This window comes from Bacillus sp. FAU18 (genome assembly GCF_056033885.1).
On sequence record NZ_JBVYHZ010000004.1, the window covers coordinates 1,267,520 to 1,282,409 of the forward strand.

General features: G+C 44.9%; 14 protein-coding genes and 1 riboswitch. Of the genes, 5 read left to right on the top strand and 9 right to left on the bottom strand.

Annotation, left to right across the window (positions count from 1 at the left end):
• Positions 1-116: 116 nt before the first annotated feature.
• Together oxdC and rsiO are read left to right on the top strand one after the other, a co-directional pair.
• The gene (gene oxdC / locus AC0OMU_RS17740; RefSeq protein WP_015384622.1) at positions 117-1,274 is read left to right on the top strand and encodes an oxalate decarboxylase; all 1,158 of its coding nucleotides are present in this window, start codon (positions 117-119) and stop codon (positions 1,272-1,274) included.
• A 60-nt stretch (positions 1,275-1,334) separates the two neighbouring features.
• Positions 1,335-1,745 carry an acid stress-sensitive anti sigma factor RsiO gene (gene rsiO / locus AC0OMU_RS17745; RefSeq protein ID WP_063334645.1) on the top strand — a complete coding sequence of 137 codons (411 nt, stop codon included), beginning with the start codon at positions 1,335-1,337 and terminating at the stop codon, positions 1,743-1,745.
• Between the two features lie 33 nt (positions 1,746-1,778).
• Here rsiO and AC0OMU_RS17750 read toward each other — a convergent pair whose 3' ends face one another.
• The 6 genes from AC0OMU_RS17750 to AC0OMU_RS17775 all read right to left on the bottom strand — a co-directional run bounded on the left by AC0OMU_RS17750 (position 1,779) and on the right by AC0OMU_RS17775 (position 7,919).
• Positions 1,779-3,008 carry an ABC transporter permease gene (locus tag AC0OMU_RS17750; RefSeq protein ID WP_014480847.1) on the bottom strand — a complete coding sequence of 410 codons (1,230 nt, stop codon included), beginning with the start codon at positions 3,006-3,008 and terminating at the stop codon, positions 1,779-1,781.
• Complete coding sequence (locus tag AC0OMU_RS17755) at positions 3,001-3,690, bottom strand: ABC transporter ATP-binding protein (protein WP_014480848.1); 690 nt, start codon at positions 3,688-3,690, stop codon at positions 3,001-3,003. Before AC0OMU_RS17755 ends, AC0OMU_RS17750 begins: the two co-directional genes overlap by 8 nt.
• Positions 3,674-4,867, bottom strand: coding sequence for an efflux RND transporter periplasmic adaptor subunit (locus AC0OMU_RS17760; protein WP_181220123.1), 1,194 nt, complete (start codon positions 4,865-4,867; stop codon positions 3,674-3,676). Before AC0OMU_RS17760 ends, AC0OMU_RS17755 begins: the two co-directional genes overlap by 17 nt.
• Positions 4,868-5,037: 170 nt before the next feature.
• Positions 5,038-5,847, bottom strand: a complete 810-nt coding sequence (locus AC0OMU_RS17765) for an ABC transporter ATP-binding protein (protein WP_003243882.1) — start codon at positions 5,845-5,847, stop codon at positions 5,038-5,040.
• A gap of 15 nt (positions 5,848-5,862) precedes the next feature.
• Positions 5,863-6,873 carry a FecCD family ABC transporter permease gene (locus AC0OMU_RS17770; RefSeq protein ID WP_047183168.1) on the bottom strand — a complete coding sequence of 337 codons (1,011 nt, stop codon included), beginning with the start codon at positions 6,871-6,873 and terminating at the stop codon, positions 5,863-5,865.
• Positions 6,873-7,919 (bottom strand): FecCD family ABC transporter permease, encoded by a 1,047-nt coding sequence (locus AC0OMU_RS17775; protein ID WP_041520063.1) that lies wholly within the window; start codon positions 7,917-7,919, stop codon positions 6,873-6,875. Before AC0OMU_RS17775 ends, AC0OMU_RS17770 begins: the two co-directional genes overlap by 1 nt.
• A 205-nt stretch (positions 7,920-8,124) precedes the next feature.
• On the opposite strand from AC0OMU_RS17775, the gene AC0OMU_RS17780 reads away from it, so the two are divergent.
• Positions 8,125-9,072, top strand: a complete 948-nt coding sequence (locus tag AC0OMU_RS17780; protein ID WP_063334649.1) for an iron-hydroxamate ABC transporter substrate-binding protein — start codon at positions 8,125-8,127, stop codon at positions 9,070-9,072.
• A gap of 285 nt (positions 9,073-9,357) precedes the next feature.
• On the opposite strand, the gene AC0OMU_RS17785 is transcribed toward AC0OMU_RS17780, so the two are convergent.
• Together AC0OMU_RS17785 and sspJ are read right to left on the bottom strand one after the other, a co-directional pair.
• Positions 9,358-10,767, bottom strand: a complete 1,410-nt coding sequence (locus AC0OMU_RS17785; protein WP_015384628.1) for an amino acid permease — start codon at positions 10,765-10,767, stop codon at positions 9,358-9,360.
• A 103-nt stretch (positions 10,768-10,870) separates the two neighbouring features.
• Positions 10,871-11,050, bottom strand: a riboswitch (Lysine riboswitch).
• Between the two features lie 116 nt (positions 11,051-11,166).
• On the bottom strand, positions 11,167-11,307 hold the full coding sequence (sspJ, locus tag AC0OMU_RS17790; RefSeq protein ID WP_003221612.1) for a small acid-soluble spore protein SspJ: 141 nt from the start codon (positions 11,305-11,307) through the stop codon (positions 11,167-11,169).
• Positions 11,308-11,473: 166 nt separating this feature from the next.
• Here sspJ and AC0OMU_RS17795 point away from each other — a divergent pair, with 166 nt between their 5' ends.
• Together AC0OMU_RS17795 and AC0OMU_RS17800 are read left to right on the top strand one after the other, a co-directional pair.
• Positions 11,474-11,956 (top strand): metal-dependent hydrolase, encoded by a 483-nt coding sequence (locus AC0OMU_RS17795; RefSeq protein WP_003228444.1) that lies wholly within the window; start codon positions 11,474-11,476, stop codon positions 11,954-11,956.
• Between the two features lie 99 nt (positions 11,957-12,055).
• Positions 12,056-13,909, top strand: a complete 1,854-nt coding sequence (locus AC0OMU_RS17800) for an LTA synthase family protein (RefSeq protein WP_474241383.1) — start codon at positions 12,056-12,058, stop codon at positions 13,907-13,909.
• Positions 13,910-13,936: 27 nt separating this feature from the next.
• Here the strand turns inward: AC0OMU_RS17800 and AC0OMU_RS17805 are convergent, their stop codons facing one another.
• Positions 13,937-14,863, bottom strand: a complete 927-nt coding sequence (locus AC0OMU_RS17805; protein ID WP_474241586.1) for a substrate-binding domain-containing protein — start codon at positions 14,861-14,863, stop codon at positions 13,937-13,939.
• Positions 14,864-14,890 lie beyond the last annotated feature (27 nt).

Here is a 14,890-nt window from a genome sequence, read left to right on the forward strand (position 1 = left end):
TCAATCGAAGTTGACTTTTCACTGGTTTTTTTCACTTAACAAAACAGAAGGGAAAACGAAAGGCCTTTCACCTTCTCTTTCTGCTATCACATTTAAATGTAAGGAGGAAACATTTCATGAAAAAACAAAATGACATTCCGCAGCCAATTAGAGGAGACAAAGGAGCAACGGTAAAAATCCCGCGCAATATTGAAAGAGACCGGCAAAACCCTGATATGCTCGTTCCGCCTGAAACCGATCATGGCACCGTCAGCAATATGAAGTTTTCGTTCTCTGATACTCATAACCGATTAGAAAAAGGCGGATATGCCCGTGAAGTGACAGTACGTGAATTGCCGATTTCAGAAAACCTTGCATCCGTAAATATGCGGCTGAAGCCAGGCGCGATTCGCGAGCTTCACTGGCATAAAGAAGCAGAATGGGCTTACATGATTTACGGAAGTGCAAGAGTCACAATTGTAGATGAAAAAGGGCGCAGCTTTATTGACGATGTAGGTGAAGGAGACCTTTGGTACTTCCCGTCAGGCCTTCCGCACTCCATCCAAGCGCTGGATGAGGGAGCTGAGTTCCTGCTCGTGTTTGACGATGGATCATTCTCTGAAAACAGCACGTTCCAGCTGACAGATTGGCTTGCCCACACTCCAAAAGAAGTCATTGCTGCGAACTTTGGCGTGACAAAAGAAGAGATTGCGAATTTGCCAGGCAAAGAAAAATATATATTTGAAAACCAACTTCCTGGCAGTTTAAAAGATGATATTGTGGAAGGGCCGAACGGCGAAGTGCCTTATCCATTTACTTACCGCCTTCTTGAACAAGAGCCGATCGAATCTGAGGGAGGAAAAGTATACATTGCAGATTCGACAAACTTCAAAGTGTCTAAAACCATCGCATCAGCGCTCGTAACAGTAGAACCCGGCGCCATGAGAGAACTGCACTGGCATCCGAATACCCACGAATGGCAATACTACATCTCCGGTAAAGCTAGAATGACCGTTTTTGCATCTGACGGCCATGCCAGAACGTTTAATTACCAAGCCGGTGATGTCGGGTATGTACCATTTGCAATGGGTCATTACGTTGAAAATATCGGGGATGAACCGCTTGTCTTTTTAGAAATCTTCAAAGACGACCATTATGCTGATGTATCTTTAAACCAATGGCTTGCCATGCTTCCTGAAAAATTTGTTCAAGCGCACCTTGACTTGGGCAAAGACTTTACTGATGTGCTTTCAAAAGAAAAGCACCCAGTAGTGAAAAAGAAATGCAGTAAATAAAAGACTTGCGGCTTGCAGAGAGCACTCGTTCTCTGCAAGCCTTCATAAGGAGCTGAACCAGTGAAACATCAAAACCCTTCTAAACGCTTATTGCGGCTCTCCATAAAGTACTTGCTGGCCGCAGCAGCAGTGGTGTTGACCTATTTTGCTGTCATCTATATATTGTTTTCTTTAGCGGGAACGAGCTACCGCTCAGCAGCTCATGTCCTGCTTTTTGCCGTGGTATTCCTTGTTCTCGGATTATGCTTTGAACCATTTGAAAGGCTGATGATACATAGCTTTACATTTTTCAAGACAGGAAAACGTCTATTCATTCTCCTTGCCGGCATTGTACAGCTGCTGTTTTTGTGGATGACTGCTCATACAACAGACCAATTGATCAGCGACATCTGGCTGTCCACCACAGAAGAAATGATTGTTGCAGCCGCTTTTTTGATTTTAGACAAATGCAACTCGGCTCTTCCCAGCTAAAAAAAGAACGCATTCCAATTGGATGCGTTCTTTTTATTCATAGCGAAGCGCGTCTACAGGCTGAAGCTTCGATGCCTTGATGGACGGAAGCAAGCCGAAGATAATGCCGACTGCCATTGAAAAGATGAGTGCTCCGACAACAGCTGGAATAGAGACGATAAAAGGCATCGGAAAAATGACCGTCAGCAGCTTGGCGATGCCGAAGCCCGCCAGCACACCGAGTATTCCGCCAATGCTTGTCAGCACGACAGCCTCAGTTAAAAATTGAAATAAAATCACACGCCGCTTAGCACCGAGCGCTTTCTTAATTCCGATTTCCCTCGTGCGCTCCGTTACGGAAACGAGCATAATGTTCATGACGCCGATACCGCCCACCAAAAGTGAAATACTGGCGATTCCGCCAAGCAGCAATGCAAATGACTGATTAAAGGACTCCACTTCCTGCGCGATCTCCTGAAGATCCATTACACTGTACTCTGCTTTTTCCAGCTCAGCTTCTGACAGTCCCTGATTTAAAAGATCTGCAGCCATTACACCCGCTTCTTGGATATGCTCAGAAGAATCAGCCTGCACGGCAATCTGCGTTGGCGCGTCAAACCCTTCAATAAGCGGCCACACTTTTTTCGGCACGTACAAAACCGGGTTCGCATAGTCGCCTTCAAACATGCTTTCCTGTTGATTTTTTTCTTTAAAAACACCGACGACCTTAAACGGCACACCATTCATCTCAATGTTTTTATGCAGAGCTTCTCCGTCTGGAAACAGTTCATCTCTGACAGCTTCATTGATCATCACTACTTGGTGTGTGCTGTTTAAATCGTTTTCCGTCAGCTTTCTCCCTTCGGTTATTCGGATTGGAAACATGTCGAAGTAATCATCGTCCACTCCATACACTTGGGGATACGAAACGTTTGTTAAATGAAAAACGCTCGCGCCTTCTGACAAGTAATATAAGGATAATCCTTTGACCATCGGATCTGATTTGATCGCCTTTACTGTTTCTTCCGCTACAGGCGGCGCGGACGCATACGACACCTGAGGGCCGCCGCTCTCCTCTTCTCCGCCAGACGGCTGGTAGACAACGTTGATGGCGTTGTTTCCCATACCGATCATACTTTGCTTTAATTGCTCACTTTGGCCCTTCAGCATTGAAACAATCGCGATGATTGCCGCTATGCCGATAATCACGCCGAGCATTGTCAGAATGGATCTTAATTTATGAGAAAAAATGGATTGAAAGGAGATTCGAATATGTTCAAGCATGGCTGATATCCCCTCTCTCATCTAATACCAGCTCTCCGTCTCTGATAAAAACGGTTCTGTCAGCTTTTTTGGCGACGTCCGGGTCGTGGGTTATCATAATAATGGTCTTGCCTTCCCGATGCAGTTCAGAAAACAGTGACAAAATTTGTTCACTTGATTTGGTATCAAGCGCCCCGGTCGGTTCATCAGCTAAAATAAACCTCGGCTGATTGACAAGGGCCCTCGCTATCGCCACCCGCTGCTTTTGGCCGCCGGACAGCTTAGGCGGTTTGTAGGAGACCCTGTCTTTTAATCCGACCTTTTCCAGCGCTTCATATGCCCGTTGCCTTCTCTCTTTTTTCTTCACTTTATTGTAGATCATCGGCAGCTCGACATTTTGCAGCGCGGTGAGACGCGGCAGCAAATGGAAAGTTTGAAACACAAACCCGATTGATTCATTGCGAATTTCGGCTAAAGCTCCGTCTTTCCCTTTCAATATATCGATCTGGTCAAGCGTATAGGTTCCTGAGGTTGGCCTGTCCAAACAGCCGATAATATTCATTAACGTTGACTTTCCAGAACCGGAAGGCCCCATAATAGCTAAAAACTCCCCCGCCTGAACAGTCAGATTGATATGTTTCAAGATTGGAACTTCTTCTTTTCCCAGCTTGTATGACTTCGAAATATTATTCAGTGTCAGCATTGACTGTAACCTGCTTTCCTTCCTTGACCGCGGGATCAGGATAGATCACATAATCTTCCGGCGTCAGGCCGCTCTTAATTTCCATCATGTCATTTTCATCAGTCTCACCGATTTCAACAGGCTGCTTAACCGCTTTCTGATTCTCATCAGCTTTCCACACGTACGGTTCGCCGTCATCCTGAATGACCATGTCGGACGGCAGCTTGATCGTATCCGCATCAGCATTATCACTCATCACTTCGATGTTGACATGATAGCCGACTTCAAGACCTTTATGGCTGTCTAATAAAATGGTGAAAGGATAGTTAGAGGACTGGGGATTCATTTCTTCATCAGCAAAGCTTTCTGATTCTTCACCCTCGCCTGCTCCCGCTGGAAGCTTGCCGATCGAGGTGACCTTTCCTTTCCACTCGCCCTCACCGCCTGTTTTCAGCGTGACCCTGACTTTGCTGCCTTTTTTGATCGTGTCCATTAACAGCTCATTGATTTGGCTTTTGACCAGATATTTGCCCGTCGAAACAATCTGGATATACGGGCCCGTTGCCTGGTCACCTGTTGCACCGTCAGCGATATCCTGATTGACGCTTTGAACGATTCCGTCATGCTTGCTTGTAATAACATTGGAACCTTTGTTTTTCGTCAGGCCAGCCAGTTCTTTTTGATGCTGCTTCAGTTCAAGCTGGCTTGTTTTCAAATCGAAATGGGCCTGATCAAGTTCATCTTGAAGCTGGGTTTTCTCTTCTTTTCCTGCCGCTTTCAGCTTCTTTTCCGTTTCCGTTATTGATTTTTGCAAACGGTTGATTTGCAGATTTGTCATTTCAATTTGCAAATTGGCTTGCTCCACTTCATCAGAATGATCCTCGCCCTCATACTCAAAAAGCTTATCGCCCTTTTTAACCTGATCGCCTTCTTTGACGTATGTTTTTTTAATGCTGCCTTTTTCTGAATCTATGTATACTTTCTGCTGTTTCTCAGGTTCAACCTTTCCAGAAAACGTTTGGCCTGATTCTGAATCTCCTCCCATGTATACCGCTACCGATTCAGCATAGGGCTCCGATGATACGGCAACTTGGTTCATGTGAGTAAAAAAGTAAAAACCGCCAGCGCCGATCCCAGCCAATATAAGCACACCGGCACATATCGCACCGCCAATAAGCCATTTTTTCTTCTTGGACACAACGATCTCCTCTTTCTGTAAACTATGTAATATTTTCGAAACATTCTAACCAATATTATCTATTAATTCAAAAAGACTTGCAATCTTTTTATTGAAATGACGGAATCAAATAGAAAAATTGTATTTTCAAAGCCGAATAAAAAAAATCCCGGCTTCAAACCGGGATTTTTTCATACAGTAACTAGCTCTTTTTCATTTTTAATCAAGTCATATGTCAAGCATACAGGTTTATTTGTACGGGGATCAGTCACAATTTCGGCATCAATCTGAAATACCTGCTTCAAAATGTCCGGTGTCATGACCTCCAGTGCAGTTCCTTCCTTGATGACCGTGCCTTTTTTGAGCGCGATCATATAATGAGAAAAACGAGCTGCATGGTTAAGATCATGAATGACCATTAAAATCGTCCGTCCTTGCTCTTTGTTGAGTCTGTCAAGCAGCTGCAGAATTTCAAGCTGATGTGCAAGATCAAGATACGTTGTAGGTTCATCCAGCAGAAGCAGTTCCGTCCCTTGCGCAAGCGCCATGGCAATCCACACGCGTTGACGCTGTCCGCCTGACAATGCCTCAATCGGCCGTTCAGCATATTCAGCCATGCCTGTTTCTTCAAGCGCCCATTTGATAATCCGGCGGTCTTCGTCATTTAATCTGCCGAATCCTGATTGATGCGGAAACCTGCCGTACGACACCAATTCGTGCACTGTTAGGCCGCTCGGCGCTTCAGGTGTCTGTGGAAGAATCGCCATATCTTTTGCAATGTCCTTTGTAGACATTTTATGAATCGCTTTGCCGTTTAAATAGACGGCACCTGCATGTGAACGCATAATTCTGGACATTGTTTTTAAAATCGTTGATTTCCCGCAGCCGTTCGGGCCAATTAAGGTGGTAATTTTCCCTTTAGGAATCGATATATTTAAATCCTCTACAATCACCCTGTCGCCATAACCGATTCCAAGCTGTTCCGTTGATAATGAATTCATATTCGGCCCCCTCCTCTAATTCGCTTTCATCAATAAATAAATAAAGTAAGGCGCACCTAGCACGGAAATGACAAGTCCAACCGGAATTTCTGATGGTGCCAATACATTTCTCGCCAGCGTATCAGCAAGCAAAAACAGGAATGAGCCGATGAAGGCGGAGACCGGTATCAGCGTCTGGTGACGTGGACCGGTCAGCCTTCTAGCCACATGCGGCGCGATCAATCCGAGAAACGCAATGCCCCCCGCAGCTGCCACGCATGAAGCGGCAAGAGTGACCGCTGCCAGAAGAAGAATCCGTCTTTCCCTTTCAACAGCGGTGCCCAGCCCGGTCGCCAATTGGTCTCCGAGCTGCATAATGTTCAAATAGCGCGCCTTATATAAAGTAAACAGAAGCAAGATCACAATCCAAGGGAGAATCGCCCAGATCATATTCCAGTTCGCCCCCCATATTGAGCCGGATATCCAAACCGCGGCTTGCATAAAATCATGAGGGTCCATCTTAAGCTGAAAAATCAGCAACAGGGCATTGAATCCGGCATTCACCCCTATGCCGACTAAAATCAGCCGAATCGGTGTCACGCCTTTTTTCCATGCCAGAATATAAATGAGAAACGCAGCGAGGATTGCTCCTGCCAAAGCACTGAACGGCAGCATAAATGTTCCGAAAAAGCTGAGATCTGAAGCTGACCCTTGAAAAAAGTATATAAAAAGCACTACAGCAAGTGAACCGCCGGCGTTAATTCCGAGAATACCAGGCTCGGCAAGTTCATTTTGAGACACGCTTTGCAAAATGGCTCCAGCTACGGAGATCCCTGCTCCAACAAGCAAAGAAAGGATGATCCTGGGCAGCCTGAACTCAAATAAGACAAGTTCATCACGCGCCGTTCCTTGACCGAAAAAGACCTGAAGCGTTTTAAGCGGTGCAATTTTGATAACGCCCAAATTGAGACTGATAAAAAAGACCGCCACGATAAGCAAAAAGGTCACAGCCATTACAACGAGCGGTTTGTTTGTTTTTGTTTTCATTACAGCCCTCTCCTTTCACGACGTGCCAAATAAAAGAAAAAGGGAACGCCGATAAGAGAAGTCAGCGCGCCGACAGGCGTTTCAAAGGGCGCATTTACGAGTCTGGCCGCTATGTCAGCAAAAACAAGCAAAACAGCACCGAGCACCGCCGAGCAAGGAATGATCCACCTATAATCCACACCGACCAAAAATCGGGTAATATGCGGAATGATCAGCCCGATAAATGCGATGGTGCCGGCTATGGAAACCGCAGCTCCTGTCAAAATCACTACAATAAGCATGCCAATCAGTTTCACCGCTGATGTATATTGTCCAAGCCCTTTTGCCAGATCGTCACCGAGACTTAACACTGTCACAGACCGGGCGATGAAAAACGCGAGCGTTAAACCGACAGCCCCTGCAATAAGCAAAAGCTGGACCCCTGACCATTTCACACCCGCTACCCCGCCTGCGTACCAAAAGCTGATATCCTGAGCGACATCAAAGCGGATTGCAATGGCAGTTGAAATGCCGGTAAAGAAATAAGTAACTGCCGTACCCGCCAGAGCAAGCTTTACAGGCGTAAGTCCGCCCCTTGAAAACATGCCGATGCCCATTACCGTCGATGCCCCCAGCCCCGCTCCCGCAAAGGACCATAGCACAAGCCCCATTGCAGAAAGTCCGGGAAAAAAGGCAAACGCAATCGAAACCGCAAATGCAGAGCCTGATGTCACACCCATAATCGAAGGCTCTGCCAAAGGGTTTCTCGTCATCCCCTGCATGATTGCTCCCGACACTGCCAACAATGCGCCTACAAGCGCGGCAGCCGCCGTTCTCGGCAGTCGAAGATCATGTATAATTTGGTGTGATGTCTTTGTCGGCTGATAATGAAAAATGGCGTCCCATACAGTGCGCAAATGAATATCCGCTGCACCGAGGGATATGGATAAAAATGCGCCAAGGCAAAGCAGGCATAGACCTGCAATAAGGACGATGACCGCGCCATATGTCCTTGACGTCCATTGGATTTCTTCTGATGCAGTCTGTATATTTTTATGTTGACTCAACTGCCGTACTTCCTTTCTGTTACTGATAATGATTATCAATTGCTGTTTCAGTATATCACTTTTTTCAGCTGATTTAATAGAGTGTTTTGAACAAAAATGAAAATGCATTTGCAAAAATATCGTGTCAACCGGCACTTGCAGTGGTATAATCACAGATGATAATGATTCTCTTTTTCATCTATCTTTTAGAAAGAAGGTATGAGATATGACACATATATACAAGAAACTCGGAGCCGCGTTTTTTGCCCTGTTATTGATTGCAGCGCTGGCAGCCTGCGGGAATAACTCAGAAAGCAAAGGTTCTGCCTCTGATTCAAAAGGCGCAGAAACCTTTACATACAAGGCTGAAAACGGAAATGTAAAAATCCCAAAGCATCCTAAACGGGTGGTTGTCATGGCAGACGGCTATTACGGCTACTTCAAAACACTCGGCATCAACGTTGTCGGTGCGCCTGAGAATGTATTTAAAAACCCTTACTACAAAGGAAAAACCGACGGCGTCGAAAACATCGGAGACGGCACTTCGGTTGAAAAGGTCATTGATTTGAACCCTGACCTGATTATCGTCTGGACAACACAGGGCGCTGATATTAAAAAGCTTGAAAAAATTGCGCCGACTGTCGCAGTAAAATACGATAAGCTCGACAACATCGAACAGCTGAAAGAATTTGCAAAAATGACAGGAACTGAAGATAAAGCTGAAAAATGGCTGGCTGAGTGGGATAAAAAAGTTGCGGCAGCTAAAACAAAAATCAAAAAAGCGGTCGGTGACAAAACCATTTCCATTATGCAAACGAACGGAAAAGACATTTACGTATTCGGTAAAGACTTTGGAAGAGGCGGAAGCATTATTTACAAAGACCTCGGCCTGCAGGCTACAAAGCTGACAAAAGAAAAAGCCATTGACCAGGGGCCAGGTTATACAAGTATTTCACTAGAGAAGCTCCCTGACTTCGCCGGGGATTACATTTTCGCGGGTCCATGGCAATCAGGCGGTGATGATGGCGGCGTATTTGACAGCTCCATTTGGAAGAACCTGAACGCCGTTAAAAATGGCCATGTCTACAAGATGGATCCGATTGGCTTCTATTTCACAGACCCGATTTCATTAGAAGGCCAACTGAAGTTTATTACGGAAAGCTTGACTAAATAAACAAAAGAGCCGCCTGCCCGCGGCTCTTTTGCTGATTTATAAGAACGGCTCAATTTGAATCATATCGGATATTTTCTTTGAGCCATTCATATTAAGCTGCCTCCTCATCGCGATCAGTTTTTTTATGCTGGAGAGACTGAAAAACGTTTTTTGCATATTCGATTGTGCCTTAAGGTTTTTCTTTCGATTTCAGCTTTCCTGTCAGCTAGGTTAACGAACGGATTCCTAACAGGAGAAATTGTGATTTTATAAAAAAGACACCTGAGCAAATCAGGTGTCTTTTCATTATGCTTGTTTTTCTTTCTGGAACTTTTTACTCACAAATGGATAAACGATCAAGCCGACAAAGAATAAACCGATGCCGAGGATAAATGTCGTTAAATCTGCTGTGCCTGTTACGATAACAAACACGGAGTATGCACACGCTAGTATCGCGATCAATCCGTCTCTTACACGGGAGCCTTTCAGCTGGTCATACGTTTCACCTTTGATGACTAGCTTCAAGCTGTAGATTGCAGATACCAGATACGGAATTAAATATGCAAGTGTAGCCGCTGTCGTTAAAAATGTAAATGCGTCACTTATTGTCCGGGAAATAACCGAGAAAATGAAGACCTGTGACATGACGTTTGTAATAATGAGTGCAATGACCGGACTTCCCTTTTTATTCGTTTTTGCAAAAAATGCCGGGAAATCTCCTGCTTTAGCGGCTTGGTATGGCACCTCAGAGCCAAGCAAAATCCAGCCGAGCATCGTTCCGAATAAACAAAGGATAGCCAAAAGCGCCATAATCACGCTTCCCGCGTTTCCAACAATCGCATAGAGTACATCAACAAATGGTTTTTCAGAGCCGACAAGCTTATCATGCGGCAGAACACCCATCGTAATTAAAGTCACAATAATATATATGCTCAAAGCAATCAGCAAGCCGGTAATTGTCGCACGTTTCACATCACGCTGAGAGCGCGCACGGCCGGACAGGATCACCGCGGATTCAATTCCGACAAACGCCCACAGTGTAGAAATCGCGGCGTTATGAACCTGGCCGCCAATTCCAATGCTTGTGCCGTTTTCTCCTTGAACCGGGAAATAAAAATGACCGAATAATGTCGTTTGAAACACAAACAAACCGGCAACGATAAAGAAGACAAAACCTAATACTTTAGAAAGCGTTGTGACAAAGTTTAATTTACTTGCGCCGTTAATGCTGGCAACAAGAATCGCGTGCGTTCCCCATAACAAGATCGTACATACGGCAAACGTCAGTAATTGGCCGAGTGTCACCTCTTGCCCGCCGATCGAAAACATCTCACGTTTATCAACCAAGATCGGGAAGAACGAAGTCAAGTAACCGGCGAGACTTGTGATGATCGCCACGTTACTGATCCAGCTCGCCACCCAGTAGCCCCACACCATTGTGAAACCGGCAGCGTTGCCTTTTTTCGGGTCAGAAAACAGCGCTCTTGCATAACTTTGCGGTCCCGCTGTCAGTTCAGGCTTGCGAATGGACAAGTGTCCGAACACAAGTGCAATCATCAGCACGCCGGCACCTGTCAAAAGCCAGGCGGACGTAGCTCCAAACGGACTCGCAATTGAAGCAAGCGAGCTCGGCAAGGAGAAAATTCCTGATCCAACCATATTTCCAACGACAAACGCCGTTAATAACCAAAAACCCCATTTTTTTGTCTGTTCCATTCCAGTACCTCCATGATTCTTTGTACGGACCAGACCCCGAGATCATATAAACGCAAAAAAAGCCTGAACAAAAGTCCATGCTTAAAGAAACACACACCCTTGATCTCCGGATAGCCCTCCGCGAAAAAGCACGCGGCAGTCCTGCACTTATTCAGATACAGTCCCAGCATAGAGAAGGATCGGCTTTCTCCACACTTCGGCGCTGATGCCTTTTACACATGTTTAACAGCCCCTGTCAGCCTGGCATGTGTGACTCATCATCCGCGCAACCTCTACCTCACTGAGAAAGAGTGAGGATTTAATTATTCAGTTACTCCCAGAAGGTTATCAAAGAAAGGATGATCTGTCAAAGGGAACAGATGGAAAATACGGATAGAGCCAAGCCCTATCCGCATGTGGTTATCGATTATTTTTCTTTTTTTGCACAGCTTCTTGAAGCGGATCATCTTTTAGAGCTGAACCAGCATCTTCAAGAGCTCCTTGGATTACGTTTTTTTCTTTTTCGGAACGTTTTCCTTTATCTTTATTAAAGAAACCCATTCGTATCACCTCTTTTAAAAAATAGGTACATGTTTAAGATGCCTCTTTCCTGAAAAATTATGCGGGATATTTTTTATCGTCCAAAGTCCTGTTGATCAAACATACATTCTCTTGATATATTTGTAATTCAGAGATTTTTTGCAAAAGATAAAAGGAGAAGCGGCAAATGACAGGAAAAACACACATCATGGGAGGCATCGCTTCTTGTACGGCAGCGGCTTATTATTATGGATTTGATCCAGTGCTTATGGCTGCGTCAGGCGCGGTTGGAGCATTAATACCCGATATCTGCCACACACAAAGCAAAATTGGGAGAAAATTTCCTATTTTATCGAAAGTGGTCAGCTCCGTTTTTGGCCATCGTACCTTTACACACAGCTTACTGTTTATGCTCATCATGTTTTTTATCACTTCTACATACATTCCAGATAAAAACATATCAGCCGGCCTGATGATCGGAATGGCGAGCCACTTGATTCTTGACGCTTGGACGGTGAACGGAATCAAATTATTATTCCCTTCAACGATCCGCGTTCGGCTTCCATTATATATGAAGACAGGCAGTTTTTCTGAGCAGCTCGTGCTAGCCGGCCTGACCCTTGCTTCATGTTACTACTTTTATATGCTGTTTCATGGGCGCATGTTTTAAACATGAGTGCTGAGACTTGTCTGAACCGGCTGTTTTTAGTAGGTTTTACTTAAGAAGCATTTCATGCAGATGATCAAGAAAACGTGAGGAGTCATATTGATGAAAGGAACCTTTTTTCACAATCAGCGGTTTTTATGTTTTTCGATCTTATTTATGTGGATCAAAACGTATGTGATATATAAACTCGGCTTTGATTTGCAAATCGATACTCTGTTGGAGGAGCTAATGCTGCTGGTCAACCCGCTCAGCTTTATTCTTCCTTTATTCGGGATCGGCCTGCTTCTGAAAGGAAACAAGCAGCGGGCCTTTTTGCTGATTGCCAATCTGGTTCTGACTGTCATCTTGATCTCCAATACGATTTTTTACGGCTTTTATATCGATTTTATTACCATTCCGGTTTTATTTCAGGCCAGCAACATGAGCGATATGGGCAGCAGTGTAAAAGAACTGTTCCATCCTCTGTTTATCGCCCTGTTTGTGGACTTGGTTTTTCTGCTGCTGTTCGCCAGAAAAACCAAACACCCACAGACAAAAGCCGCTCCCCGCACGATCAAACGGTACTATGCAGCTTCCTGCGGCATGCTTTTATGCACACTGGCACTTGCAGAAGTACAGCAGCCGAAGCTTTTGGCACATTCTTTTGACCGGGAAATGCTAGTCAAAAGCATCGGTCTGTTTCAGTTCCATATTTACGATACAATTTCTCAGACTGTTAATATCAGCGCGAAAGCTTTTGCCGATGAAGACAGTATAACTGCCATTAAAAACTACACAGAGGCTGATTACAGCAAGCCTGATCAAAGCAAATTCGGTCTTGCAAAGGGGCGCAATGTCATCTTTGTAACACTTGAGTCGACCCAAAGCTTTGTTCTGAATGAAAAAGTAAATGGAAAAGAAATTACCCCATTTATGAATGATCTCATTAAAAAAAGCTATTCCTTTGATCATTTCTATCAGCAAACAGAACAAGGCAAAACATCAGATTCAGAATTTATCGTCGCTAACTCACTGTATCCTTCCCTTAGCGGCGCCGTCTTTTTCACGAAAAGCGACCATCAATTTCATACGATGTATAAATCGCTGAAACAGCACGATTATTATTCAGCCGTCTTTCATGCTAACCATAAAACATTTTGGAACAGAGATGTCATGTACTATACGTTTGGCATTGACCGCTTTTTTGATGTTGATGATTTTCATGTCACTCCCGGGACATCGACAAGCTGGGGCTTAAAAGACAAAGAATTTTTAGAGCAGTCCGCCGAAAAGCTGAAAAGCCTGCCGCAGCCGTTCTACAGCAGTTTTATCACGTTAACGAATCATTTTCCGTTTGAGATTGATGAAAAGGATCAGCTGATAGATGAATTCGATTCAAGCAGTGATCTGTTAAACCGCTATGTGACCACGGTTCGCTATGAGGATGAAGCATTGAAGCATTTTATCCAAAAACTGAAAGACGAAGGCTTATACGAAAATTCGATGATCGTATTTATGGGAGATCATTACGGCATTTCTGAAGCCCATAACGAGGCAATGGCTGAGTTTTTAGGGAAAGACGAAATCACACCGTATGACAACGTTCAGCTCCAGCGGGTGCCGTTTATCATACATATCCCGGGAATCACCGATCAAAAGCCGGAAACCATCCCTGATGCCGGGGGACAGGTCGACGTCAGGCCGACGCTGATGCATTTGCTCGGCGTTGAGACAAAAGGCGATATCCAATTCGGCAATGATTTGCTGTCGGGCGACCGCACCCCATTCGCCGTTCTGCGAAACGGCAGCTTTATTACGAACGATTATATATACACAAAGAACACGTGCTATAGCCAAAAAACAGGTAAAGTGCTGGAAGATCAGGATGCGTGCCTCCCTTACAAGGAGAAAGCAAACGAAGAGCTTTCTCTCTCTGATAAAATTTTAAATGGTGACCTGCTCAGGTTTTCCGAATGAAAAAATCCCTCTATCAAGAGGGATTTTTTACGTTTCCAACATCACCTTGCCAGTCAGCTTCGTTTCATAGCCGTTTAATTGAGACAAATTCGCCTTGTAGTCCTCAGAATTCAAAATCTCCTTCACGGCCTTCAGCAGCTGCTCATGTTTTTTCAAAACGACGATATCATATTGTTCGTCGATGAGCGGGATAAAATCAACACTGCCCATATGTGCCGCGTGCTGTGCCCCGATTCCCGCGTCAGCCTGTCCGCTTGAAACTTGTGAAGCGACAGCGTAATGATCAGTCACGATATCGCCATATCCCCCTACATCAGCCGGATTCACACCAAGCAAGCCAAGCTGTTCATCAAGGAGCACCCTTGCGCCAGAACCCTTTTCCCTGTTGATGATTCGGATATCGGCTCTTTTCAAGTCTTTCCAGCCTTGAATGTTTTTCGGATTCCCTTTTTGCACATACAGTCCTGCTTTGCGAAGAACGACATTGATGAGACAAAACGGTTCACCTGTCAAAATCCGTTTTACATAAGGCGCGTTATACTGGCCCGTTTCAGCATCGTACAAATGGAGGCTGACAATGTCACACTTTCCTTGATACATATCAATCAGGCTGTTTAAGCTTCCTTTGTATTTACGGAGCGGCGTCTCCTGAATGGCATTCTCCAAATGCTTGCTGAGGAGATCCATCGAAATGTCCTGTCCGCTGATCATGACATTGGGTCTGCCGTCCGGCTCAGCCTCCTGCATCTGTTTCGGCGCTTCTGTTGCAGCGATAGGCTGAGACATTCTCATATTCGTTTTATATTGCTTTAAATCTTCTTCATCCACACGCATCTGCCTTCCGACACGGTAAGCAGGCAGCACGCCTTTTTTAATCAAATCATAAACGGTCAGCTTTGATACCTTCAGCAGACCTGCAACTTCTTCTATCGTATAGGAAGAGGTTTCATTCATCATCATCACTCTCCTATTTTATTATAC